This window comes from Nitratireductor thuwali, assembly GCF_036621415.1.
GTDB lineage: Bacteria > Pseudomonadota > Alphaproteobacteria > Rhizobiales > Rhizobiaceae > Chelativorans > Chelativorans thuwali.
The window spans coordinates 727,771-751,736 of sequence record NZ_CP030941.1 but is presented as its reverse complement, the minus strand read 5'-3'; the positions used below and the strand labels follow the sequence as shown (position 1 = coordinate 751,736).

The following is a 23,966-nucleotide window of genomic DNA, read 5'->3' as shown; positions in this document are numbered from 1 at the left end:
GCATGGATTTGTCCCACTCACGTCTCCGGCGCGTGCTGGATGCAACGCTCGTCGACGAGGTTGGCATCGAAACGGGCGTTTACGGCCGGTTCCACATCCGCACGACCTATCAGCCTATCATGCGCAACGATGGCGAGTGGCTGGAACCCTGCGGAATCGACGGTCAGGCGCGCCCGTTTCGCGAGGGCAGGGCGGTGGGCGCACGGACCTTTTTCGATGAGGCTCCCGACGAGGACCGGCCTTTCGTCGAAACCCTTTGCCGGGCGTTGCACCTCGGCAACTACATCAATGTAGGCGTCGACGGCCTGGACCTTTACTTCAGCTCCGACCCTTACGAAGAGGGCGATGTGGCCGGCCTGGTGCGGCAGGTCGAGGCGGCGCTGCGGCAGTATGAAGGAATGGGCGTGGAGCCCGGCCAGCTCGTATGCAAGGTCGCCTTCGCGCAGGATCGCCGGATGTTGCACGAGCTTGGCAGCGAAATGCGCCGGCTGGGCGTAGCGATAGCGGTCGACGATTTCGGGATGACGCAATCGACGCTGGAGCGGATGCGCGCGCTCGATCCGGAGATCGTTAAATTCGACGGCGAATGGTTCAGGCGCATTTCGGACGCGGCGACCGCCGTCCGCCTTCTCGCCCTGCTGGTCAATGCCTTGCAGCGCGAAGGGCGCAAGGTGTTGATCGAAGGCATCGAGACGAGCCAGCAGCTGCGGGCCGCCCTGGAGACGGGAGCCGATTATCTGCAGGGATATCTGCTCGGCATGCCCAGCTTCGCTGGCACCGCGTTCGACACGCGCCGCATTCCGGTCGAGCGGCTCATCGTGCCGGACGGCAACGTCGTGCCGCTGTTCAATCAGCGAGGCCGGTGAGGCGATCCGTCAGCTCCGTTAAACGTTCGTTGCAGAACAATTCATTCGTATCGAACCTCCCATCCGGCTAAACAGCCGGCATGCGATCGGAAGGGCGAAACGATGAAACTCTACGGGATGACCGATAGCGGCAATTGCTACAAGCCGCGCCTCGCCATGGCGAAGCTGGGTATTCCCTATGAGCATGTCGAGACCAGCTCGCGCGATGGAACGACGCGCAAACCCGACTATCTGGCCAAGAACGCCAACGGAAAAGTGCCGCTTCTGGAACTCGACGATGGCCGTTTTATCGCCGAATCCAACGCCATCCTGCTGTATCTGGCGGAGGGAACACGGCTTCTGCCGGAGGAACGCTACGAACGGGCGGTTGTCTGTCAGTGGCTGTTCTTCGAGCAATATAGCCACGAGCCCTATGTGGCGGTGAGGCGGGCGCTGCTGAAATATCCCGAGCGGGCGAAGCTTGCGACGCCGGAGCGCCTTGCAGAAACGCTGGAGGGTGGAAACCGGGCGCTGGGTGTCATGGAACAGCAACTGGAACGCTCGCCGTTCCTCGCGGGCGCGGCCATGAGCGTTGCCGACATCTCGCTCTACGCCTATACGCATGACGCGGGTGAAGCCGGTTTCGACCTGACGGCGTTTCCTGCCGTTTCGGGCTGGCTGAAGCGGGTTGAGAACGATCCCGGCCATGTGCCTATGATGCCGGGCTGAGGCCGACTATCGGAACTGCGGGCGCCTTAGGCCACCGCGCGTATCGGCTGCCGAGGCGCCTGTTTTTGCGCTCGAAGTGCCCGCCTGTTGTCGAATACGGCGTTTAAAGCGTCCATATCGACATAGAAGCGGCGCGAAAGTTCGATGACGATCTGGTCTTCGCTTAGGTCTCTGGCGGCAAGCATGTCGACGATCAGCGCCAGTTCGGCATGTTCCGTAAGGCGCGATTTGATGCTGTCTTCGCGGATCGGATGCATTTTTCCCCCTGTCCTGCCGGTCGGCCGCAAGGCCGGCTCGACCGCGAGCAGATATCCCATGCCGGAAACGCGGCGGAACAACCCGGAGAACTCCTCGCATTCCGCGGCAGGTGGAGACCTGACGGGGTCGAAATGCGGAAACAGACAGGGCGCAACCGTATGCCTGAACGAGGCACAACGCCCTTTGAAACGCCTGCCATTTGGCAGCTACTGAGCGAATCACCTGAGCCGATTATGCCTGCCAGCCCTGCGTGTTCAAGAGGCTTGTCTATGGATCAGAAAGCGAAACTTTCCTGGGCAGGATCGGATGCGGGCGGACGGGCGCGCTCGAGCGCGAGCATCCTTTGCTTGGCAAGAATGCCGCCGGGGGCGGAAAAACCGCCCAGCTTGCCGCCGGCGGCCAGCACGCGATGACAGGGAATGATGAGCGGCACGCGGTTGCGCCCCATCGCGACGCCGGTTTCGCGGCTGGCCGTGGGAAAGCCAGCCCGAGCGGCGAGCCCGCCATAGGTGGTCGTCTCGCCGTAGCGAAGCACCCGTGCGGCCGTATAAATGGCCCGGTTGAAGGGTGGCATCTGGCCGAGATCGAGTGGAATTTCCGAAAAATCTTCCCGCTCGCCCTCGAAATAACGCTGCATTTTCGCGACGATGGGGCCGGCCAGCGCATCAGGCGTCCCTTCGGCGGCGTTCGGCGCCTTGGCGGCGATGCCACGCCGCGCCTCGTTTTCGCTTGCGGACGGCAGCACGGTTCGAGCGACGCCAGCATCGGTCCAGGCAAGCCCGCACCAGCCGAAAGCGGTTTTGAACACGTGATAGCGCATATTTCTCTCCGGGAATCGAAACTAGCATGGTTTCGCCTCGGAACATAGTGTGAACGCTTTCCTCGCGGGATTGTTATTGAAGCGCCCTGCCGGCTCATGTATTGAAGGCGCGGGTGGATGGGTTTCCGTGACAATGAGGCGGCAAGTCGTGCCTTCGCCATCGATCCGTATTTTCCTTTTCTCCATCTCAGTGATTGCCGCCGGGCTGGCGCTAAGCGGCTGCGTCGCGCCTGAAACCGCCTCGGTGGCGGCCGACAGCGGTAGGCAGCTTACGGCGAACAGCCTTGTCGCCGAGCAGGAAAGCGAGATCGAGGGCGAGGAAGGGTTCTTCGCCGGCGCCTATGCGGCGGAGCCGCCAAAGGCGGCCGCGCTGACGGCGCTGGAAGCCGGCGCGGCGGTGACGCCCGTGAAGGCAGGCAGCGCAGAGCTCGATGGGCTGATTTCGCGCTATGCCGCCTATTACGAGGTGCCCGAACGGCTGGTGCGGCGGGTGGTGAAACGGGAAAGCAATTTCAACCCGGCGGCGCGCAACCGCATCTATTGGGGCCTCATGCAGATACGCCACGACACGGCGCAGACGATGGGCTATCGCGGCCCGGCCAGCGGCCTGCTCGACGCCGAAACCAATCTCAAATACGCCGTCAAATATCTGCGCGGCGCCTATTTGACCGCCGGCGGCAATGAGGACCAGGCGGTGCGGTTCTATGCCAGCGGCTACTACTACGACGCCAAGCGCAAGGGACTGCTGAGGGAGACCGGGCTGAGAAGCTGAACATAGCCGGCTGCCTTTGGTGCCGCCCACGTCCGGAGGTGGCAGGAGGCTTCGTCCCGCGGGCATCGGCTGCCTTTAAAACAACTGTGGAGTTGTGTATGGCTTCGCGCTGTCGGATATGACCGGCCCAATTCGTCTTACGGACGTCGGTGCACCATCGGAGGGTTCTGCAATGAATGACGCCACGCCGGTCGGCATGCCCGTCCGTGCCGGAGAAGCAGCGCCGCTTGCCATTTCGGTGCGCGGGCTGGTCAAGCATTTCGGCGACGTGAAGGCGGTGGACGGCATCGACCTCGACGTGCCGCGCGGCATGATCTTCGCCATTCTCGGCCCAAACGGCGCCGGCAAGACGACGCTTATCCGCATTCTGGCGACGCTGCAGAAGCCGGACGCTGGTTCGGCCACGATCATGGACCATGATCTGGCCGGCGCACCGCAGGCCGTGCGCGGCGCCATTGCGATGACAGGGCAGTTCGCATCGCTGGACGAGGATCTGACGGGACGCGAGAACCTGATCATGCTGGCCCGGCTCTGGGGCTTTGCCGGCAGGCGGGCGAAGGACCGCGCCGACGAGCTGCTTGCCGCCTTCGATCTTTCGGATGCGGCCAGGAAGCAGGTCAAGTCCTATTCCGGCGGCATGCGGCGGAGACTCGACATTGCCGCCTCGCTGATCGTGACGCCGGGAGTGCTGTTCCTCGACGAGCCGACCACGGGGCTCGATCCGAAGGCAAGGCAGGGCGTGTGGCGGATGATCCGGCAGCTTGCGCATTCGGGTGTCACCATACTGCTCACCACGCAATATCTCGAGGAGGCGGACCAGCTCGCCGCGCGCATCGCCGTCATCGACCACGGTCGCAAGATAGCGGAGGGGACCAGCCGCGAGCTGAAAGCGGCGATCGGCTCCGGCTTCCTGCATGTGGCGGTGGCCGACCCGGCACGGCTGGATGAGGCCGAGGCTATCCTGGAGACGCGGCTGGCGGGCCCCGTGCAGCGCAGCCCCGAGGGCGCGCAGCTTTCCATCGTGGCCGGGACGCCCAAGGCCGCCAACGAGGCGCTGGCGGCGCTGATCGCGGCCGGGATAGAGCTCGCCGATTTCTCCATGGGCTCGCCCAGCCTAGACGAAGTGTTCTTCGCGCTGACGGGCCAGCCGCTGGATGAGGACGAGAAGGAGGACGCGCAGTGAGCACGACCAATATCAGCCCCGCGACGCTCTCCAACGTCGCACGTCCGCCGCAGCCTTCCGCGTTTTCGAACGCGCTGGTGTTCGGCTGGCGCGCGGTGCTGAAGTTCAAGCACGTGCCGGAGCAGCTTTTCGACCTCATCATGACGCCGCTCATGTTCACGCTGCTGTTCACCTTCGTGTTCGGCGGCGCGCTGGCGGGCTCGACGAGCGACTATCTGCAATTCTTCCTGCCGGGCATCCTGGTGCAGACCGTGGTCTTCAATTCGGTCTATTCGGGTATGGGCCTTTCCACGGACCTGTCGAAAGGGCTTTTCGAGCGCTTCCGCTCGCTTCCCATCTGGCCGTTGGCGCCCTTCGCCGGGCTGATGGTGGGCGACGTGCTGCGCCACATCATCGCCGGGCTGATCATCCTCGGCGTCGGGCTGGTCCTGGGGTATCGGCCGGAAGCGGGCCTCGTAGGGGTGGTCGCGTCCTTCGCGCTTCTTATCGCTATCGGGTTCGGCGTGGGCTGGATATTCATCGTGCTCGGCCTTTTGATCCGTACGCCGATGACGGTGATGACCATCGGCTTCACCTTCATCTTCCCGCTGGTCTTCGCTTCCAACATCATGGTGCGGCCGGAGACCATGCCGAGCTGGCTCGAGGCCTTCGTCGTGCGCAACCCGGTCTCGCATATGACGACGGCGCTGCGCGGGCTGATGGCGGGCGAGGCGACGAGCGGGCAGGTGCTTCTGGCTCTTGCCGCGCCCGCGCTGCTTACGCTCGTGCTGGCGCCGGTGGTGCTGTGGCTTTACAGGCGTAACTGAACGGCCTTCGCCGGGTGCGGTATAGCGCCGCGCCCGGCGAGGCTGTCTCTACTTTTCGGGCTGTGGCACGAGGTCGAAACGGTCGTCCTGATACTGGAAAAGAAGGCAGTCCTTGCCGGCGACGCAGCCGCTGAAATGGTTCAGCTTGCCCGGCAGATCGTAGAACGAGCCTGCCGGATATTCTGTGCGCTTGCCGTCGACGACCGCGTAGAACGTGCCCTTGAGGACCACGGTCGGGATGGACTGGGTGTGGTAGTGGAACGGATTGTCCTTGCCGGCGGGGAAATCACGAAGGCCTCATAGGGGCCCTTGCCAGCCAGATCGCCGCGAACATTGGCGTATTTGATGCCGCCGGTGTCCGGGATTTCGATCCAGTTCAGCTGCGAGGCGGGGTAGGAGACGAACGCATCGCTCTTGCCGGCATCCTGTGCGGAAGCGATGGAGGCGAACAGCACCGCGGCAAGCGGCAGGGCGATCCTTGTGAATGTCTTCATTTCTTAAAACTCCTTTGGGTGAAATGCAGGGGTAATGAAAAAGCTCATAATCGATCTTGCCGCGTTTCAGGCGTGAGGCAGCGACAGGATTTGGTCAGTGCCGAGCACATCGGCAAATGTGTCGGCCAGGGTCGCGAGGGCAGCCTGATGCAGCGCCTCATGCGAGACCGTCTTGCCGTCCGGTCCGTCAAGGTCGCGCGTTGCGCAGGCATCGGCTGCGACGATGACGCCATAGCCGAGCGGCACGGCATCGCGCGCGGCGCCCGAAACGCAGGCATGGGTCATCAGGCCGGCAATGATGAGGGTTTCGATGCCCTCGGCTTTCAGTTGCGCGTCGATATCCGTAGTGGGGAAGACGCTGACCGAGGATTTCCGCAGCACCTTATGGTCCGGGCCCGGGGTGATGTCGGGGTGGAAGGCAACCGTCTCGCCGTCTTCGGCAAAGATGGGCGCGCCGGCCGGTGTTACGTGCTGTACATGGTAAACCTGTATGCCGGATTTATCGGCCATGGCGATGAGGCGTCTGGCATTGGCAAGCGCATCCGTGCCGCCGGGTATCGGCATCCTGCCGGAGAAATACTCTTTCTGGAAGTCGATCACCAGAAGCGCGGTGCTCCTGCGGTCGATCTTCTGCGGCGCCGTGGCGCCGACGAGGGTTCTGATCGTAGGGTTGCTCATGAGCACTCTTTCCTTGTCGCTGTAGTGGATATTACGTAAACGGCGAACCGAGGACTACTCGCCTTGTAATCGTCGGCAAATTCGTTTACCTCGCGCCCCTTCACAAGTGTCCCAAATGACAAAAAGCGATGGGATCGGGCCATGTTGCAGAAAAAAGCTGCGCACCGCGTCGCGGTGGTCGCGTTCGAGGGGATCAGCCCGTTCCACCTGTCGGTGCCTTGCATGGTGTTCGGGGACGATCTGGCCCGGCTCGGCGCGCCGCGCTACGACCTGACGGTATGCGCGGAACGGCCAGGCAGCATCGCCACGCTTTCGGGGTTTTCGCTCGACGTGCCGAACGATCTGTCGGCGCTGCGGGAGGCGGATACGGTGATCGTTCCCGCCTGGGCCGATCCCGACACGCCGCCTTCGCCGGAACTGGTCGAGGCCCTCTGCGCGGCGCATGCGCGGGGCGCGCGGATGGTGGGCCTGTGCCTCGGTGCCTTCGTGCTGGCGGAGGCGGGGCTTCTGGACGGCCGCACCGCCTCCACTCATTGGATATGGGCCGATGATTTCGCCGCCCGGTTTCCCGCCGTCAGGCTGGACCGCGACGTGCTCTACGTGGACGAGGGGAACATGCTGACATCGGCCGGCACGGCGGCGGCCATCGATTGCTGCCTGCATCTCCTACGCCGCGACCACGGCGCCGAGATCGCCAACAAGGTGGCCCGCCGCATGGTGGTGGCGCCGCACCGCAGCGGCGGCCAGGTGCAGTATATCGAGCAGCCGCTGCCGAAGGCCGAGGGCGGCGACAGGCTGGCGAGCACGCTGGAATGGGCGGCGGAAAACCTGAAGGAACCGCTCTGCCTGGACCTTCTGGCCGAGCGCGCGGCGATGAGCCGCCGCAATTTCTCCCGCCGCTTTCGCAAGGCGACCGGCGTTACCGTGTCGCACTGGATCCTGATGCAGCGCCTGGCACTGGCACAGCGGCTTTTGGAGACCACCGACCGCAAGATGGAAGCGGTCGCCGAAGCCGTTGGCTTCGGCTCCGCGGTGACGCTGCGCCAGCATTTCTCGGCGGCGTTTTCGGTTTCGCCAATGGCGTATCGGCGGCAGTTCCGGGAGCGGGTTGAGGGGTAGGCGGCGGGTGAAGGTTCGCCGGCCATTGCCTGGTATGACAAGTTCATGTTTCGGAGGGTCGGGGGACGGTTCCCAGGGTCGAAGTGGGAGCGGGACTCTAGGAAGATATCTTGCGACCTCTAGCATTTGAATTGCAAGAGAAGAGGGGAGATTCCGTCGACGCTGGGGCGGTGATCGCGATGGCGCGCGAAAGGCTGGATCGCGGCGCCTGGCGCTCAAAAATACCCCTGCAACGGCCGTACCTCCAGGCTCCCCGCCTTCAACGCCGCGATCGCCTCGGCCACCGCCGCGGCGCCCGACATCGTCGTATAATACGGCACCTTCTGCATCAGCGTCGCCCGCCGTAGCGATTTGGAGTCCGATACCGCTTTCTGCCCATCCGTCGTGTTGAAGACGAGGTGGACCTGGCGGTTGCGGATGGCGTCTTCTATGTGGGGGCGGCCTTCGAGGACCTTGTTGATCTTCTCGGCCTCGACGCCGTTTTCGCGCAGGAAGCGGGCGGTGCCGGAGGTGGCAAGCACCTTGAAGCCGAGGTCGGCCAGGCGCTTGACGGCGGGCAGGACGCGCGGCTTGTCGTCGTCGCGCACGGCGACGAAGAGCGTGCCGGAGCGGGGCAGGTCGACGCCGGCGCCGAGCTGCGCCTTGGCGAAGGCCAGGGCGTAATCGTAGTCGAGGCCCATCACCTCGCCGGTGGACTTCATCTCGGGGCCGAGCAGCGTGTCGACGCCGGGGAAGCGGGCGAAGGGGAAGACGGCTTCCTTGACGGCGATGTGGCCGAGGTCGCGCGCATTGGGCATGGTGCCGTAGTGGGCGAAGGCGTCCTCCAGGCTCTCGCCGGCCATGATGCGGGCGGCGATCTTGGCGATGGGGCGGCCGATGGTCTTGGCGACGAATGGCACGGTGCGCGAGGCGCGCGGGTTGACCTCCAGCACATAAACCTCGCCGTCCTTGACGGCGTATTGCACATTCATCAGCCCGCCGACATTGAGCGCGCGGGCAAGGGCCGCCGTCTGGCGCTCCAACTCGGAGACGAGCGTGTCCGAAAGGGAGTGGACCGGCAGGGAGCAGGCGCTGTCGCCGGAATGGATGCCGGCTTCCTCGATATGCTCCATTATGCCGGAAACATAGGTCTGGCTTCCGTCCGAGAGGCAATCGACATCGACCTCGATCGCCTCGGTCAGGTAGGTGTCGAAAAGCAGCGGGTTCTTTGACAGCAGCGTGTTGATCTGGCCGGTCTTGTCGGCCGGGTATTTCTGGCGGATCTCCTCGGTGACGAGGCCGGGGACAGTGTCGAGAAGGTAGGTCTGGAGCTGGCTTTCGTCATGCACGATCTGCATGGCGCGGCCGCCCAGCACGTAAGACGGGCGAACGACCAGCGGGAAGCCGAGCTCGGAGGCGATGACGCGGGCCTGCTCGACCGAATAGGCGATGCCGTTCTTCGGCTGCTTCAGGCCGAGCTTGGTCAGAAGCTTCTGGAAGCGGTCGCGGTCCTCGGCAAGGTCGATCATGTCGGGCGCGGTGCCCAGGATCGGTATGCCCGCCCGCTCCAGCGCGTCGGCGAGCTTGAGCGGCGTCTGGCCGCCGAACTGGACGATGACGCCGACGAGGGTGCCCGCCTTCTGCTCGGCGTGCAGGATCTCCAGCACGTCCTCCGGCGTCAGCGGCTCGAAATAGAGGCGGTCGGAGGTGTCGTAGTCGGTGGAGACGGTCTCCGGATTGCAGTTGACCATGATGGATTCGTAGCCGGCATCGGCCAGCGCGAAGGCGGCGTGGCAGCAGCAATAGTCGAACTCGATGCCCTGGCCGATGCGGTTCGGCCCGCCGCCCAGGATGACGACTTTCTTGCGGTCGGAGATGCGCGCCTCGTCGGCCAGCTCCCCGGCGAAGGGCGCCTCGTATGTGGAGTACATGTAGGCGGTGGGGGCCGCGAATTCGGCCGCGCATGTGTCGATGCGCTTGAACACCGGACGGACGCCGAGGGATTCGCGAATCCTTGCAACCTCTTCCGTCTCTTTTCTCGTAAGGGAGGCGAGGCGGGAATCGGAGAAGCCCATGCCCTTCAGCATGCGCAGATTGGCCGCGTCCTGCGGCAGGCCGTGCTCGCGGACGCGGGCTTCCATGGCGATTATCGCGGCGATCTGCTCCAGGAACCAGGGGTCGATCTGGCACATGGCGTGGACTTCGGCGAGCGAGGTGCCCATGCGGATGGCCTGGGCGACCATGCGAAGCCGGTCGGGCGTCGGCGTACCGAGAGCGGCGCGGATAGCGTTCTTGTTCTCCGACGGGTCGCCGTCGGCGTCGAAGCCGGGGATCTCGATCTCGTCGAGGCCGGTGAGGCCGGTTTCCAGCCCGCGCAGCGCTTTCTGCAGGCTCTCCGCGAACGTGCGGCCGATGGCCATGACCTCGCCGACCGATTTCATGGCGGTGGAAAGCGTGTTGCCGGCGCCTGGGAACTTCTCGAAGGCAAAGCGCGGGATCTTGGTGACCACGTAGTCGATGCTGGGCTCGAACGAGGCGGGCGTGGCGCCGCCGGTTATGTCGTTCTCCAATTCGTCGAGCGTGTAGCCGACGGCGAGCTTGGCCGCGACCTTGGCGATCGGAAAGCCGGTCGCCTTGGAGGCGAGCGCGGAGGAGCGGGAGACGCGCGGGTTCATCTCGATGACGACCAACCGGCCCGTGTCGGGATTGACGGCGAACTGCACGTTTGAGCCGCCGGTCTCCACCCCGATCTCGCGCAGCACGCGAATTGAGGCGTTGCGCATGATCTGGTATTCCTTGTCGGTGAGCGTGAGGGCAGGGGCCACCGTAATCGAATCGCCCGTGTGCACGCCCATCGGGTCGACATTCTCGATGGAGCAGATGATGATGCAATTGTCCGCGCGGTCGCGGACCACCTCCATCTCGTACTCCTTCCAGCCAAGGACCGATTCCTCAATCAGCACCTCGGTGGTGGGAGAGGCGTCGAGGCCGGACTGCACGATGTCGAAGAATTCGGTGCGGTTGTAGGCGATGCCGCCGCCGGTGCCGCCGAGGGTGAAGGAGGGGCGGATGATGGCCGGCAGACCGACGAAATCGAGTGCCTGGGCGGCAATGGCCATGGCGTGGTTCATGTAGCGCTGCTTGCGGTCGCCCTCGCCGAGATTCCAGTCATTTTCCAGCGCGTCCAGCGCCTCGTCTAGCGCGTCGCCCGACAACTGCGCCTTGAGCTCGTTGCGCCGGGCCTCGTGATGCTTCCGATCGGCATTTTTGACTTCCGAGGCGTTGGCCAGCATGGAGCGCGGGGTTTCAAGCCCGATCGCCGCCATCGCCTCGCGGAACAGCGAGCGGTCCTCGGCCTTGTCGATGGCGTCCGGCTGGGCGCCGATCATCTCAACATTGTAGCGCTCCAAAACGCCCATGCGGCGCAGCGAAAGGGCGGTGTTGAGGGCCGTCTGGCCGCCCATAGTCGGCAACAGCGCATCCGGCCGCTCCTTGGCGATGATCTTGGCGACGACTTCCGGGGTGATTGGCTCGATATAGGTGGCGTCGGCCAGTTCCGGATCGGTCATGATGGTGGCGGGGTTGGAATTGACCAGGATGACCCGGTAGCCCTCCTCCTTCAGTGCCTTGACCGCCTGGGTGCCCGAATAGTCGAACTCGCAAGCCTGACCGATGACGATAGGGCCGGCCCCGATGATCAGGATCGACTTGATGTCCGTACGCTTGGGCATGGGAGTTCCGTTCGTGCTGCCGCAGGCCGCCTCGCGCATGAGCGGGCGGGCCAAGCGGAAATTGTGAGGCTAGGCGGGCCTTATAGGCAATGGAAAGGGCGGACGGAACCCCGAAAATGCAGGGCTCCACGGCCAATCGGCGGAAGGGACGGCAGTATCCGGGGGCTGCCGGGCCGGCGCGGCGCTTCCTGCTCAGGGGCTGAGCGGCGAGGACAGCCTGCGGTCGGCCTCGGCGATTTCCTCCACAACGCGGGCAACGCTCGGGCGCGTAGCGATGCGCCGGTACCAGGCGGCGAGAGCGGGAAAGGCGTCGAGAGGCGGGCCGTTCGTCCTGACGGCGTAGTGGATCGTCATGAACATGCCGATGTCGGCCACGGTGAAGACGCCGCAGAAATAGTCCCGCGTGCCGAGCTGTTCTTCAAGCCGGCGGTAGTGGGCGAGTATGCCCTTCTCGCCGCGCTGGCCTTCCTCCTGCCGCGCCTTCTGGTGCCCGGCATCGGCAAGCGGCGGCTCGGTGCGATAAAGCAGGCGGCGAACGTCGGCGAACAGGATTTCGTCGGCATCGAGCTCGACCAGGCGGCAGCGGGCCTTTCCCCGGGGATCGGCGGGATAAAGGGGAGGAGCCGGATAGGCATCCTCTAGATACTCGAGGATGACGGTCGAATCGAAGATCGTCAGGTCTCCGTCGACCAGCACCGGCACTTGGCCCTTGGGATTGGCGGCGGCGACGGCAGGGTGCTTTGGCCTGTAGCCTTCGTCTTGCGTGAAGGCGACCTCCACGCGCTCAAAATCGATGTCCTTCTCACAAAGCGCGATCTCCACCTTGCGCGAGAAAAGGCTGAGGGGTCCCGAATAAAGCCGCATGTGGTTCCTCTAGATTCAAAATCCGTGCGGGAGAACAATAAGAGAACATCTGGGGCAATACAATGAGGGGATGTGGCGCTCCTGTCATTACCAGACGGTGGAGTTTCGTGAACAGACTGACGAAGGGACGATCTCGCTCCGGCATTGGTATTCCCACATCTGCCGATCTTGAGCGGAACCCGCGGTCTTGCTATCCATATCCTCGGTAAGCTGCCCCGCGGCTCCTTATCCTGAGGGGTTCGCGGTCTGTGGTCACCAGCTCTCAGGGTGACCGTGCGATGCACGGTGATCCTATGACTGGCAAGACCAAACCATCGCTCGCCGGCTGGACAATTGTCCAGTCCATTTTGCGTCCGGCCCTCCCGATAGCGAGCTTCTACCTCACCGAGATTCTCGTCGGCCTCACCGACCTTGCGGTGGTGGGCGCACTCGGCACTGCGCCGCTCGCGGCCGTCGGTCTGGGCAAGACCGTTCTGCTTTCCTTCCTGACCATTGGCTTCGCGGTGCTGTCGGCGGGAACGGTTTTCATGGCCGAAGGCCCCTCGCCACGACGCTGCGGAGAAGTGTTCGCCGCCTGTCTGCTGGTCACGCTGCCGTTTGCGGCGGTCGCGCTTGCCATCGGGGTGGAAAGTGGGCGGGTGCTTGCATGGGGCGGCTATGAACCGGATCTCGCAACGCTCTACGACGCCTATACCGGAATCCTCGCTTGGGCGATTGCGCCCGCCATGATCTTCGCTGCACTGAAAAACGTGCTGAATGCCGTAGAACGCACTCAAGTTATCTTCTGGCTCTCGGCAGGTATCGTTCTCGGCAATCTTGCAGGCAGCATCGTCCTCGTTCACGGCTTCGGCACATGGCCGGGCCTCGGCGTTGCCGGGGCAGCTTGGGCGACGGTGGTCGTCAATCTCGGGGCTGCCGGTATTCTTGCAATTCATTGTTTCAGCCGGGGCTTGCTCACTTTTGTGCGGTTGCGCACCATGGCTGTCTTGCAGTGGGCCGGTGCGGTGCTCAGGCTCGGATGGGCGGCGGGCGGCCAGCAGGGGCTGGAGAGCGTGCTGTTCGTCGCGGTTCTCTTCGCTCTTGGCATATACTCGGCAGACTGGCTTGCTGCCGGCACGGTTGTTTTCGCTGTAATGGAGCTCAACTTTGCGTTGAACAGCGCGCTTGGAGAGGTGCTCGCCGCACGCCTCGCACGGCTGCGGGCGCTGGAACGCCGATGCGAAGCACGGCGTCTCTTTCGCATTGCCGTCGTTTTAAGCGGCGGGTCGGCTGCAGCTTTCGCGCTGCTTGTCGCCATCTTCGCAGACGGTGCCGTCGCGATCTTCGCCACACAGGAGATCGCACCCGCAACCGTTTCCCTGATGCGATCACTTTTGCGCTGGACAGCACCCTTGTTCGTCCTCGATGCTTGGCAACTCCTTTTCGTCCACGCGCTCCGTGGTCTCAGAAGGACGGTGGTGCCGATGATCGCAAGCGCAAGTTGTTATTGGGCGATAGGTCTCGGCGGCGGGCTCCTGCTGGCTGAGCCATTCGGCCTCGGTGCCTCCGGCATTTGGACAGGTTTCTGCCTGGGCCTCGCTGCTGCTGCGAGCATTCTGTGGCTGATGACGCAGCACGCCACTGGGCTAGCCAACAGGCCGCATTGAGGCTTCCACCCTGCATTGCAGTGTGATGCACTTTGGCGGAACCTTCGCCTCGTCCGCAGTCAAGACTCCCCGCAAACTGGCCGCGCGACAGAATTGATTTCAAATGGCGGGGCGATGTTCTAATCTGCCGCAACGGGGCCCCGGCCGCGTTGTTGCCGTTCAGCACCGGTCGAGAGGATGCGAGGAAGCATGCGCTGGAAGGGTCGTCGTCAAAGCAGCAACATCGAGGATCGGCGCGGGCAGGGCGGCGGGATGTTTCCCGGCGGATTCGGGCGCGGGGGCGGGCCGCGCATACGCCTTCCCGCAGGCCGGGCCGGACGCGCCGGCGGCGGCGGATTGTCGGGGATCATCCTTCTCGTGGTTCTCTTCTTCGTGCTGCGGGCCTGCGGCATCGATCCGCTCGAGATGCTGGCGGGCGGGCCAGCCGGCGGGCCGACGATACAGCAGACGGCGCCCACGTCCTCCGCCGCCAGCGACGAGATGACCCAGTTCGTCAGCGTGGTTCTGGCCGAGACGGAGGATGTGTGGAACGGCATCTTTCAGGCTCAGGGCCTTAACTATGAGGAGCCTTCCTTGGTGCTGTTCGGCGGCCAGGTGCGCTCGGCCTGCGGCTCGGCGTCCTCGGCCAGCGGGCCGTTCTATTGCCCCGGCGACAAGAAGGTCTATCTCGACACCAGCTTCTTCGATCAGCTCGCCCGCCAGTTCGGCGCTGCCGGCGATTTTGCCCAGGCCTATGTCATAGCCCACGAGGTTGGGCACCATGTTCAGAACATTACCGGCATCCTGCCGCGCTTCAACGAGATGCGCCAGCGGATGAGCCGGGTGGAAGCCAATGAGATGTCCGTCCGCGTCGAATTGCAGGCCGATTGCTTCGCCGGCATATGGGCGCGGTATACTGCGCAGAAAGGGCTGCTGGAGGAAGGCGACATCGAGGAGGCGCTGAACGCGGCCAACCAGATCGGCGACGACACGCTGCAGCGGCGCACCCAGGGCTATGTGGTGCCCGACAGTTTCAACCACGGCACGTCCGAGCAAAGGCGCACGTGGTTTATGCGGGGGCTCAAGAACGGGCGGCTGACCGACTGCGACACGTTCAACGAACCTGTTTGAACGATGCGCAGGGATATCTGCCCGGCCCACGTTGAAAGGTCGGACTCATGATCAGGATCGGCACGATTTTCGCGCTGGCGGTTGCGGCAGCGGGCGGCATCGCCATGTCCCAGGCGCCCGAGTTCGCGCAGCAATACCGGCAGAGGCTGGGCGGGGCGCTGGATGAAATGGTGCAGGTGGTCGCGGATTTCGACGCGGATGCCGCCAGGAACGGCCTGCAGCGGGAGGAAGCGCTTGCCGCCTACGAGGCCGCGGGGCAGCCTTTCCTCACGGACCGAAGCCGTTCCATGCGCCGCGCCCTAGACCGGTTCGAGCAGTTGAGCACGCAAGCGCGGCGCTTCGAGACGATGCCGGCCGTGCTGCGCCCGGTGATCCTCGCGACGGGGCCGGACTCAAAGGTGGCCGCGGGCGCCTGGGACGCTTTCGAGCCCGCGGTGCCGGTGACGCCGCACGGCTTGATCTGGGCCGCCGCCGGCGTCCTGGGCGGTTTCGGCGCGGCGCGGCTGATCGCCCTGCCGTTCCGGCGGGGACGGCGCGCGATCGTAAGGGGTCGGTGAAAAGATCGTTGCAAATTGAACTGTTGCACTTAAACGCGCTTTAAGCCGCTGCCGCTATGGTGCCCGATCGAACGGGAGAGGCGGGGCCATGAAACCTTCGAAGACGAGAATTCTGCGGGATACCGTTTGCGCCTTCGGACGCGACAAGGCGGGTAATTTCGGAATGCTTGCCGCACTGCTTTCGCTGCCGTTGCTCGGCGCGGTCGGATTGGCGATCGACTACAGCACCATGAGCCGGACGCGCGTTGAATTGCAGCAGGCGATCGATGCCGCCGTGCTGGCCGTCGCCCAGCGCGGGGCGGACATATCCAAGAGCGAAGCCCGGCGGATCGCCGAGAATTATATGTCCGGCAATTTGGCCGGAATCTACCGGAACCTCGAGGTGTCGCGGGAAGGAACACGCGTGACGCTCAAGGCCGAGACGGACGCGTCGCTGGCCTTCGGGGGGCTGTTCGGGCTCACCAACCAGCCCATCAACGCTATCGCCAGCGCCGACATCGCCTATTCGACCTACGAGGTCGCGCTTGTGCTCGACACGACTGGGTCCATGCGCGGCGGCAAGCTGCAGTCGATGAAGGATGCGGTGATCGGCCTGGTCGACGACCTTTCCGGACAGGTGAGCGACCCGGAGCGCCTGAAATTCGCGCTCGTTCCGTTCTCGAGCTTCGTGAATGTGGGGCCGCAATACGGGCCGAAATTCGACGACAAAGGCAAGATCATCAAGGGAACCGGGGCGGAATGGCTGGACCTCGACGGCGAAGCGGACATTCCGCAGATCGAGCTTAAGCCCGGGATCAGCCGCTTCGAGGTCTACCATAATCTTGGCCAGGAGTGGAAAGGCTGCGTGGAAACGCGCTATCCTTCGAAGAAGGGCGCCCACGATGTGGACGATACGCCGGCGGACAAGAGCGACAAGAACAGCTACTTCGTGCCAGCTTTCGCCATCGACGAGCCCGACCAACAAGCCTATACGAACAGCTATATCAGAGCCTCCGTCGACCCCCAGAGCAAGCGGGCCAGGGATGAGGCGGCAAAGCTCGACAAGTATGGCGTGCCGGATCATCTGATCAGCAAGTCGGTCGGCGCCTCGCCGGGTGGCGGCGATGATGATGACGACGGTGAAGGTCGCGATGGTCGTGGATCAGGCGGTGCCGGCTGGAAGCGTGTCCACGCCGATTTCCGGAACGGCAAGGGCCCGAACAACAACTGCTTCGCCCAGCCCATCACACCGCTTTCGAACAACTATGCAGACATTAAGTCGAAGGTGAAAGCCTTCGTGGCCAACGGCACTACCAACATCATGGAGGGCGTGGCCTGGGGATTCCGGGTACTGTCGCCGGGCGAACCATTCTCGCAGGGCAAGGACGACAAGAACGATCCGCGGATCGAGAAGATCATGGTGGTGCTGTCGGACGGTGCGAATGTGTTCGGCAATCGCGGTGTCAAACTCGGTTCTTCCTATTCCAGCTTCGGATATCTGGTGGACGGGCGGCTCGGCTTCTCGGCCGGTGGGGCAAAGGCCACCAATACGGCGATGAACGAGAAGACCCTGGAGGCATGCAAGAACGCCAAGGATGAAGGCGTGGAAGTCTACACGATCCGTCTCGAAGAACCGGATGTGGCCACGGGCATGATGCTGCAGGAATGCGCGTCCTCGCCAGGGCACTTCTTCGACGCGCCGTCGCGCAGCCAACTCGACGCCGTCTTCGAGAAGATTGGCGACGGTATCGTGAAGCTCCGCATTTCTTCGTAGTCCGGGGTGAGGTGATCCCGGGGGGCGGGCAAGGGCGGTCCATCGGGCCGCCCTTTTGCTTGGGTCAGCGTTCGGCCAGTGCCGGCTCGCCATGCTGCCGGCGAATCAGATTGGCGAAGCGCCGGAAAAGGTAGTGGGAATCCTGCGGGCCAGGCGAGGCTTCGGGGTGATGCTGCACCGAAAAGACCGGACGGCCGGTCAGCGCGATGCCGCAGTTGGTTCCATCGAATAGCGAGACATGGGTTTCCTCCACGCCGTCCGGCAGGCTGTCGCCGTCGACCGCGAAGCCATGGTTCATGGAAACGATCTCGACCTTGCCGGTGGTGAAATCCTTGACCGGATGGTTGGCGCCATGATGACCCTGGTGCATCTTGAGCGTCCTGGCGCCCAGCGCCAACGCGAGCATTTGATGGCCGAGGCAGATGCCGAAGATGGGAATATCCGTCTCCAGAAGTTCCTTGATCATCGGTACGGCATATTCGCCGGTGGCCTCGGGGTCGCCGGGGCCGTTGGACAGAAAGATGCCGTCGGGCTCCAAGGCCACGATGTCGGCGGCCGGCGTGGTGGCGGGCACGACCGTGACCCTGGCGCCAAGACTTGCCAGTAGACGCAGGATATTCCGCTTCACGCCATAGTCGACGGCAACGATATGGATATTTTCCTCGTCAGTGTTGCCGTAGCCCTCTTCCCAGACCCAGGGCGTTTCGGTCCAGGTGCTGCTTTGGCCGGAGGTGACTTCGCGAGCCAGATCGAGGCCGAGGAGGCCGGTCCAGTTCGCGGCCCGCTCCTTGAGCGCGTCGACATCGAAATTTCCGTCCTGTGCATGGGCGATGACGGCATTGGCCGCACCTTTTTCGCGCAACAGGACGGTAAGGGCCCGGGTGTCTATGCCGGCCATGGCGATGATGCCGCGGCGTTTCAGCCATGCATCCAGATGGTCGGCGGCGCGGTAGTTGGACGGATCGGTGACATCGGCGCGAAAGATGGCGCCCACCGCCCCGGCGCGGGCTGCCGGAGTGAGGTCTTCGATGTCCTCTTCATTGGTGCCGACATTGCCGATATGCGGGAATGTGAAAGTGACGATCTGGCCGGCATAGGAGGGATCGGTGAGGATTTCCTGGTAGCCCGTCAGCGCTGTGTTGAAGCAGACTTCAGCAACGGCCTCGCCGCTGGCGCCCAATCCCTGCCCTTCGATGACGGTACCGTCTGCCAGAACGAGCAGCGCCGTCGGCTTGATCTCGCTCCAGGGGGCGATGCTGGTCGCCATTCTTCTCTCCATCGTTCGGCCAGATTGCCGTAGCGCGTCATTTAAGATGCGCAAGGGACGCTGTAAACCACCCAATCCAGGCCTCCTAATCCAGGTGTCCTGCTTTCCCAAAACCGATCTCGATCCTTGGGTGGAAGCTGAAGCGGGGGACTTGAATTCCGATCCTGCCTACGCCATATGGCGCGGCGGATCACAAGGGGCGATGGCGAAAGGCCCGCGCGATACCCGCTCAAGGCCGTGATTTAGTGTCCATGCAGGTCGCGGACAATAGACGAAGGCAAACTGGCGGTCGATGGATCAGCCGCAGACGGGCTGCGATAGTTTTACCAAACAAATCCAGTACCTTAACGAAGAAGAAACGGTTTGCACCGGCCCGATGTCGGCGCTATGTTCGCAAACGCGACAGGAGATGAATGCCATGCGCGAGAAAATCGCTCAGGCGCTGAATGACGCTCTGACCAAGAAGGACAAGCGTCGGATTTCGACGCTTCGCCTTATCCAGACGGCCATCAAAGACCGCGACATAGCCAATCGCGGCGCCGGCAAGGATCCGGTTAGCGACGACGAGATTCTGGAAGTGCTTGGCCGAATGGTGAAGCAGCGCAAGGAATCGGCCAAGGGCTTCGAAGAGGGGAACCGTCTCGAACTGGCCGAGCAGGAGCGCGAGGAAATCGCCATTATCGGCGAGTTCATGCCGAAGCCGCTTGGCGAGGACGATATGAAGAAGGCCTGCGCCCAGGTGGTTCACGAGGTGGGTGCCGGTGGCCTGCGCGACATGGGCCGCTGCATGAACGCGCTCAAGGAGAAGTTTCCCGGGCGCATGGACATTGGCAAGGCCAGCGGCATCGTCAAGAACATGCTTCGGTAAAGACGGAGCCAAAGCCCGTGAACGGGTATGATTGACGAAAGCCGGTCCGGGCGGGCCGGCTTCTTGCATTCATTGAAGCTGCTGCGCCGTGACGGCGGGATCCCTGCGCCTGTGAATAGCGGTGAGGAAGGCCAGCCGGCGCTCGCGGGACGGCAGAATTGTGCTTATATGCTCGATTGACAGAAGAGCCGGACACAAATGCGCTTCCCACCCTCATTCCTCGATGAAATCCGCGACCGGGTGCCGATTTCGCAGGTTGTGGGCACGCGCGTGACCTTCGACAAGCGGAAGACCAATGCGGCCCGCGGCGACTATTGGGCGTGCTGTCCGTTCCATGGCGAGAATACGCCCAGCTTTCACTGCGAGGACAAGAAAGGCCGCTACCACTGCTTCGGCTGCGGTGTTTCGGGCGATCACTTCAAATTTCTTGGGGAACTGGACGGGCTGAGCTTCCCCGAAGCCGTCGAACGCGTGGCCGAGATGGCCGGCGTGCCCATGCCTGCCCGCGATCCGGAGGCGGAAAAGCGGGAGAAGCAGCGGGCCAGCCTGACCGACGTCATGGACATGGCAGCCCGCTTCTTTGAGGAAAGGCTGCATGGCCCGGAAGGGGCCGAGGCACGGGCCTATCTGCGCGGACGGGGCCTTTCCAGCACGACGCAGCAGAGCTTCCGCCTTGGCTTTGCGCCCGACAGCCGCAACGCGCTGAAGGAGCACCTTGCCGACAAAGGCATCACGAAGGAACAGATGGAGGCCTGCGGTCTGGTCTATAGCGGGCCGGACATACCCGTCTCCTATGACCGGTTTCGCGGCCGCATCATGTTTCCCATTGAGGATACGCGAGGACGGGTGATCGCCTTCGGCGGACGGGCGCTGTCGGCCAATATTCCCGCCAAATATCTCAACTCGCCGGACACCGAGCTCTTCCACAAGGGCAATGTGCTCTACAATCACGCGCGGGCGCGGCGCGCCACGGCGAAGGGCGAAAGCGTGATCGCCGTCGAAGGCTACATGGATGTGATCGCGCTCGCGCAGGCGGGCGTGGAGAATGTCGTTGCTCCGCTCGGAACCGCGTTGACGGAAAACCAGCTTGAGCTGCTTTGGCGGATACATGGCGAGCCGGTCCTGTGCTTCGACGGAGACAGCGCCGGGCTGCGCGCGGCATGGCGTGCGGCAGATTTGGCGCTGCCGATGGCGCAGGCGGGCCGTTCGCTGCGTTTTGCACTGCTGCCCGAGGGCAAGGATCCCGACGATCTGGTGCGCGAGGAAGGGCGGGCGGCATTCGACGCGCTGATCTCGCAGGCCCGGCCGATGGCCGATCTGATCTGGACCCGCGAAACCTCGGGCAAGGTGTTCGACACGCCCGAGCGGCGGGCCGAGCTCGAAAAAGCGCTGCGCGAACTGACCGGCCGCATTCGCGACGAGAATGTGCGCCGCCATTACGCCCAGGATATGCGTGAGCGCGTGATCAGCTATTTCGGCGCGGACCAGAGCCGGCGCGGGCGGGGCGGCGACTTTCGCAAGGGCGGGCAGCAGGGGCGGGGACGACCGGGCGCGGCCCCGGGCCGCCTGGCCGTTTCGGAAAGCCTGGCGCGTTCGGGCATGGTGCGCGCGGCAACCGGCGGCACCACGCTCAGGGAGGCGACGATCGTCGTCGCCTTGATCAATCACCCGGCATTGCTGGATGAGCACTTCGACAAGGCGGAGCGGCTGACCCTGACGAGCCCCGACATGGCCCGGCTGCGCAGCGCGCTTTTCGACGCCATGGCCCATGGCACGGCGCATGAGGCGACGGCCGTACGCGAGGCGCTTGCTGCGGCCGGTTTCGGCGAGGCTCTGGAAAAGGCCGAGGCGCTGGTGCGGCGCGCGCGGCAATGGCCGGCGCTGGCGGATGCGGCGCTCGAAGACGCGCGCGAGGCGTTTCTGCAGGCCTTGCACTTGCACGTTTCCAGCGGCTCTCTACATAAGGAACTCAAAGCGGCAGAGCTTGCGCTCGCTGACGATCCGACTGAAGAGAACTATCGGCACCTCGTGGAGATACAGGCTGAGCTCAGGAACATACAAGCCACGGAAGCGCTCATTGAAGGCTTTGGGCTTCTTTCAGGCCGAGCCAGTCAGTCCTAGAGCGGGATTTCTCGTTCGTGGTGAAGATCGAACCGAATTGCGGGTAAAAAGCCGGCTGATTCGCTTTTTTGAAGCGAATCATGGCACAGGCGCTTGACCTTGGCGGCGATTGCGGGAATCAGGATCGATTCGACAAGGTGCGGGCCGAATCCCGGCTGCCAGTATGTAAGTGTAGAACGCGCGACGGCGAAGTGCGGGGAATCCCGCATTCGATGTCAGGGTTAATCGGGCTTTAACGCAGCGGCGGATAGAGCCTCGGTCATCGCGCAAAAGCATCGGCATGATTCGGCGAGCAGGATGCCGTCAGCGTGCCGGTTGGAGAAAGCAACGCATGGCAACAAAAGAGAAGGAAGAGGTCGAGACCGAACGCGAGGGCTCTGACGGGCCGCTGCTCGACCTTTCCGACGACGCAGTCAAGAAAATGATCAAGGCCGCCAAGAAGCGCGGCTATGTGACCATGGACGAGCTGAACGCGGTTCTGCCTTCCGGCGAGGTGTCCTCCGAGCAGATCGAGGACACGATGGCCATGCTTTCCGACATGGGCATCAATGTCGTCGAGGATGACGAGGCGGCCGAGGATTCCGAGCAGGACAACAGCGAGGAAGACAGCACGGAAGTCGCCGAGCAGACCGGCACCGCCGTGCAGCCGACGACCACCAAGAAAGAGCCGACGGACCGCACGGACGATCCCGTTCGCATGTATTTGCGCGAGATGGGATCGGTCGAGCTTCTTTCGCGCGAGGGCGAAATCGCCATCGCCAAGCGCATCGAGGCCGGCCGCGAGACGATGATCGCCGGGCTGTGCGAGAGCCCGCTGACCTTCCAGGCGCTCATCATCTGGCGCGACGAATTGAACGAAGGCAAGATACTCCTTCGCGAGATCATCGACCTTGAAGCCACCTATGCCGGGCCCGAGGCCAAGCAGGCGCCGGTGGTGCAGCGGCCGGACGAGAATGCCAAGCCGGCCGAAGAGCAGCCCAAGCGTTCGCGCGACGACGACATCACCAATGTGGGCGGCGAGGCACAGGCCGAGGATGACGACGACGAGGACGACGAGGCCAATCTGTCGCTGGCGGCGATGGAAGCCGAGCTCAAGCCCGGCGTCATGGAAACGCTCGACTTCATCGCCGACACCTACAAGAAGCTGCGCAAGCTGCAGGACCAGCAGGTGGAATCGAGCCTGGCCGATGGCGACAGCCTGTCGGACAGCCAGAAGCGGCGCTACAAGCAGCTCAAGGACGAACTCATCACTTCGGTGAAGTCCTTGTCGCTCAACAACCAGCGTATCGAGACGCTGGTCGAGCAGCTCTACGACATCAATAAAAGGCTGGTGCAGAACGAAGGGCGCCTGCTGCGGCTTTCCGAAAGCTATGGCGTCAAGCGCGAGGAGTTCCTCAAGGCTTACCAGGGCTACGAGCTCGATCCGAACTGGACAGAAACGGTTGCCGGGCTGCCGGGCAAGGGCTGGAAGGAATTTGCTGCCAGCGAGGCCGACACGATCGATGCGCTGCGCACCGAGATTCAGAACCTGGCGCAGGAGACCGCGATCTCCATCGGCGAGTTCCGGAAGATCGTGAACCAGGTGCAGAAGGGCGAGCGCGAGGCGGCGATCGCCAAGAAGGAGATGGTGGAGGCCAATCTGCGCCTCGTGATCTCCATCGCCAAGAAGTACACGAACCGCGGCCTGCAGTTCCTGGATCTCATCCAGGAGGGCAATATCGGGCTGATGAAGGCGGTCGACAAGTTCGAGTACCGCCGCGGCTACAAGTTCTCGACCTATGCGACGTGGTGGATTCGACAGGCGATCACCCGCTCGATCGCCGACCAGGCGCGCACGATCCGTATTCCGGTGCACATGATCGAGACGATCAACAAGATCGTGCGGACCTCGCGCCAGATGCTGCACGAGATCGGCCGCGAGCCGACGCCGGAGGAACTGGCCGAGAAGCTCGCTATGCCGCTCGAAAAGGTGCGCAAGGTCCTGAAGATCGCCAAGGAACCAATCTCGCTCGAGACGCCCGTGGGCGACGAGGAGGATTCGCATCTCGGCGACTTCATCGAGGACAAGATGGCGGTGCTGCCGATCGATGCGGCGATCCAGGCCAATCTGCGCGAGACGACGACGCGGGTGCTGGCCTCGTTGACGCCGCGCGAGGAGCGCGTGCTGCGCATGCGCTTCGGCATCGGCATGAACACCGACCACACGCTCGAAGAGGTGGGCCAGCAGTTCTCGGTCACCCGCGAGCGCATCCGCCAGATCGAGGCCAAGGCGCTGAGGAAGCTCAAACATCCGAGCCGCAGCCGCAAGCTACGGAGCTTCCTGGACAGCTAGAATGTCTTGGAACAGAATCACAAGGAGCCCCGCA

Annotated in this window: 19 protein-coding genes and 1 pseudogene; 13 read left to right on the top strand and 7 right to left on the bottom strand. The window is 63.6% G+C overall.

What is annotated here, in order from left to right:
• The first annotated feature begins 2 nt into the window (after positions 1-2).
• Both NTH_RS03560 and NTH_RS03555 read left to right on the top strand, forming a co-directional pair.
• The gene (locus NTH_RS03560) at positions 3-866 is read left to right on the top strand and encodes an EAL domain-containing protein (protein ID WP_338528714.1); all 864 of its coding nucleotides are present in this window, start codon (positions 3-5) and stop codon (positions 864-866) included.
• Positions 867-968: 102 nt separating this feature from the next.
• Positions 969-1,574 carry a glutathione S-transferase family protein gene (locus tag NTH_RS03555; protein ID WP_338528713.1) on the top strand — a complete coding sequence of 202 codons (606 nt, stop codon included), beginning with the start codon at positions 969-971 and terminating at the stop codon, positions 1,572-1,574.
• A gap of 26 nt (positions 1,575-1,600) precedes the next feature.
• On the opposite strand, the gene NTH_RS03550 is transcribed toward NTH_RS03555, so the two are convergent.
• Both NTH_RS03550 and NTH_RS03545 read right to left on the bottom strand, forming a co-directional pair.
• On the bottom strand, positions 1,601-1,912 hold the full coding sequence (locus NTH_RS03550) for a hypothetical protein (protein ID WP_338528712.1): 312 nt from the start codon (positions 1,910-1,912) through the stop codon (positions 1,601-1,603).
• Positions 1,913-2,106: 194 nt separating this feature from the next.
• Positions 2,107-2,652, bottom strand: a complete 546-nt coding sequence (locus NTH_RS03545) for a methylated-DNA--[protein]-cysteine S-methyltransferase (RefSeq protein WP_338528711.1) — start codon at positions 2,650-2,652, stop codon at positions 2,107-2,109.
• A 148-nt stretch (positions 2,653-2,800) separates the two neighbouring features.
• Between NTH_RS03545 and NTH_RS03540 the strand changes: the two genes are divergently transcribed.
• The 3 genes from NTH_RS03540 to NTH_RS03530 all read left to right on the top strand — a co-directional run bounded on the left by NTH_RS03540 (position 2,801) and on the right by NTH_RS03530 (position 5,413).
• Positions 2,801-3,424, top strand: a complete 624-nt coding sequence (locus NTH_RS03540) for a lytic transglycosylase domain-containing protein (RefSeq protein WP_338528710.1) — start codon at positions 2,801-2,803, stop codon at positions 3,422-3,424.
• A 172-nt stretch (positions 3,425-3,596) separates the two neighbouring features.
• On the top strand, positions 3,597-4,607 hold the full coding sequence (locus tag NTH_RS03535; protein WP_338528709.1) for an ATP-binding cassette domain-containing protein: 1,011 nt from the start codon (positions 3,597-3,599) through the stop codon (positions 4,605-4,607).
• Positions 4,604-5,413: an ABC transporter permease gene (locus NTH_RS03530; protein ID WP_338528708.1), complete on the top strand. Its 810-nt coding sequence runs from the start codon at positions 4,604-4,606 to the stop codon at positions 5,411-5,413. Before NTH_RS03535 ends, NTH_RS03530 begins: the two co-directional genes overlap by 4 nt.
• 48 nt (positions 5,414-5,461) lie before the next feature.
• Here NTH_RS03530 and NTH_RS03525 read toward each other — a convergent pair.
• Both NTH_RS03525 and NTH_RS03520 read right to left on the bottom strand, forming a co-directional pair.
• Positions 5,462-5,689 (bottom strand): annotated as a pseudogene (locus NTH_RS03525) (hypothetical protein); the annotation flags it as partial.
• Between the two features lie 284 nt (positions 5,690-5,973).
• Positions 5,974-6,585 carry a cysteine hydrolase family protein gene (locus tag NTH_RS03520; protein WP_338528707.1) on the bottom strand — a complete coding sequence of 204 codons (612 nt, stop codon included), beginning with the start codon at positions 6,583-6,585 and terminating at the stop codon, positions 5,974-5,976.
• Positions 6,586-6,726: 141 nt separating this feature from the next.
• On the opposite strand from NTH_RS03520, the gene NTH_RS03515 reads away from it, so the two are divergent.
• The gene (locus tag NTH_RS03515) at positions 6,727-7,704 is read left to right on the top strand and encodes a GlxA family transcriptional regulator (protein WP_338528706.1); all 978 of its coding nucleotides are present in this window, start codon (positions 6,727-6,729) and stop codon (positions 7,702-7,704) included.
• Positions 7,705-7,919: 215 nt separating this feature from the next.
• Here NTH_RS03515 and carB read toward each other — a convergent pair whose 3' ends face one another.
• Entirely contained in the window at positions 7,920-11,414 is a 3,495-nt protein-coding gene (gene carB, locus NTH_RS03510) for a carbamoyl-phosphate synthase large subunit (RefSeq protein WP_338528705.1), read from the bottom strand.
• A 192-nt stretch (positions 11,415-11,606) separates the two neighbouring features.
• A complete protein-coding gene (locus tag NTH_RS03505; protein WP_338528704.1) occupies positions 11,607-12,278 on the bottom strand; it encodes a glutathione S-transferase family protein in 672 nt (223 codons plus the stop codon).
• Positions 12,279-12,571: 293 nt separating this feature from the next.
• On the opposite strand from NTH_RS03505, the gene NTH_RS03500 reads away from it, so the two are divergent.
• The 4 genes from NTH_RS03500 (at position 12,572) to NTH_RS03485 (ending at position 17,344) form a co-directional block, all read left to right on the top strand.
• Positions 12,572-13,924: an MATE family efflux transporter gene (locus tag NTH_RS03500; protein ID WP_338528703.1), complete on the top strand. Its 1,353-nt coding sequence runs from the start codon at positions 12,572-12,574 to the stop codon at positions 13,922-13,924.
• 189 nt (positions 13,925-14,113) lie between these two features.
• On the top strand, positions 14,114-15,034 hold the full coding sequence (locus tag NTH_RS03495; protein ID WP_338528702.1) for a KPN_02809 family neutral zinc metallopeptidase: 921 nt from the start codon (positions 14,114-14,116) through the stop codon (positions 15,032-15,034).
• A 47-nt stretch (positions 15,035-15,081) separates the two neighbouring features.
• A complete protein-coding gene (locus NTH_RS03490; RefSeq protein ID WP_338528701.1) occupies positions 15,082-15,591 on the top strand; it encodes a DUF2937 family protein in 510 nt (169 codons plus the stop codon).
• Positions 15,592-15,679: 88 nt separating this feature from the next.
• Complete coding sequence (locus tag NTH_RS03485; RefSeq protein WP_338528700.1) at positions 15,680-17,344, top strand: TadE/TadG family type IV pilus assembly protein; 1,665 nt, start codon at positions 15,680-15,682, stop codon at positions 17,342-17,344.
• Between the two features lie 64 nt (positions 17,345-17,408).
• Here the strand turns inward: NTH_RS03485 and carA are convergent, their stop codons facing one another.
• On the bottom strand, positions 17,409-18,611 hold the full coding sequence (gene carA / locus NTH_RS03480) for a glutamine-hydrolyzing carbamoyl-phosphate synthase small subunit (RefSeq protein WP_338528699.1): 1,203 nt from the start codon (positions 18,609-18,611) through the stop codon (positions 17,409-17,411).
• Between the two features lie 418 nt (positions 18,612-19,029).
• Here carA and NTH_RS03475 point away from each other — a divergent pair, with 418 nt between their 5' ends.
• The 3 genes from NTH_RS03475 (at position 19,030) to rpoD (ending at position 23,932) form a co-directional block, all read left to right on the top strand.
• Entirely contained in the window at positions 19,030-19,479 is a 450-nt protein-coding gene (locus tag NTH_RS03475; protein ID WP_338531797.1) for a GatB/YqeY domain-containing protein, read from the top strand.
• Between the two features lie 198 nt (positions 19,480-19,677).
• Positions 19,678-21,600: a DNA primase gene (gene dnaG, locus NTH_RS03470; protein ID WP_338528698.1), complete on the top strand. Its 1,923-nt coding sequence runs from the start codon at positions 19,678-19,680 to the stop codon at positions 21,598-21,600.
• Positions 21,601-21,931: 331 nt separating this feature from the next.
• The gene (gene rpoD, locus NTH_RS03465) at positions 21,932-23,932 is read left to right on the top strand and encodes an RNA polymerase sigma factor RpoD (protein WP_338528697.1); all 2,001 of its coding nucleotides are present in this window, start codon (positions 21,932-21,934) and stop codon (positions 23,930-23,932) included.
• Positions 23,933-23,966 lie beyond the last annotated feature (34 nt).

Excerpts from the sequence above, each read along its gene's own strand:
- NTH_RS03515 (WP_338528706.1), top strand. The coding sequence starts at position 6,727 with ATGTTGCAGAAAAAAGCTGCGCACCGCGTCGCGGTGGTCGCGTTCGAG.
- NTH_RS03485 (WP_338528700.1), top strand. The coding sequence starts at position 15,680 with ATGAAACCTTCGAAGACGAGAATTCTGCGGGATACCGTTTGCGCCTTC.
- NTH_RS03560 (WP_338528714.1), top strand. The coding sequence starts at position 3 with ATGGATTTGTCCCACTCACGTCTCCGGCGCGTGCTGGATGCAACGCTC.
- dnaG (WP_338528698.1), top strand. The coding sequence starts at position 19,678 with ATGCGCTTCCCACCCTCATTCCTCGATGAAATCCGCGACCGGGTGCCG.
- NTH_RS03500 (WP_338528703.1), top strand. The coding sequence starts at position 12,572 with ATGACTGGCAAGACCAAACCATCGCTCGCCGGCTGGACAATTGTCCAG.
- NTH_RS03475 (WP_338531797.1), top strand. The coding sequence starts at position 19,030 with ATGCGCGAGAAAATCGCTCAGGCGCTGAATGACGCTCTGACCAAGAAG.
- carA (WP_338528699.1), bottom strand. The coding sequence starts at position 18,611 with ATGGCGACCAGCATCGCCCCCTGGAGCGAGATCAAGCCGACGGCGCTG.
- rpoD (WP_338528697.1), top strand. The coding sequence starts at position 21,932 with ATGGCAACAAAAGAGAAGGAAGAGGTCGAGACCGAACGCGAGGGCTCT.
- NTH_RS03545 (WP_338528711.1), bottom strand. The coding sequence starts at position 2,652 with ATGCGCTATCACGTGTTCAAAACCGCTTTCGGCTGGTGCGGGCTTGCC.
- NTH_RS03495 (WP_338528702.1), top strand. The coding sequence starts at position 14,114 with ATGCGCTGGAAGGGTCGTCGTCAAAGCAGCAACATCGAGGATCGGCGC.
- NTH_RS03555 (WP_338528713.1), top strand. The coding sequence starts at position 969 with ATGAAACTCTACGGGATGACCGATAGCGGCAATTGCTACAAGCCGCGC.
- NTH_RS03520 (WP_338528707.1), bottom strand. The coding sequence starts at position 6,585 with ATGAGCAACCCTACGATCAGAACCCTCGTCGGCGCCACGGCGCCGCAG.
- NTH_RS03535 (WP_338528709.1), top strand. The coding sequence starts at position 3,597 with ATGAATGACGCCACGCCGGTCGGCATGCCCGTCCGTGCCGGAGAAGCA.
- NTH_RS03505 (WP_338528704.1), bottom strand. The coding sequence starts at position 12,278 with ATGCGGCTTTATTCGGGACCCCTCAGCCTTTTCTCGCGCAAGGTGGAG.
- NTH_RS03490 (WP_338528701.1), top strand. The coding sequence starts at position 15,082 with ATGATCAGGATCGGCACGATTTTCGCGCTGGCGGTTGCGGCAGCGGGC.
- carB (WP_338528705.1), bottom strand. The coding sequence starts at position 11,414 with ATGCCCAAGCGTACGGACATCAAGTCGATCCTGATCATCGGGGCCGGC.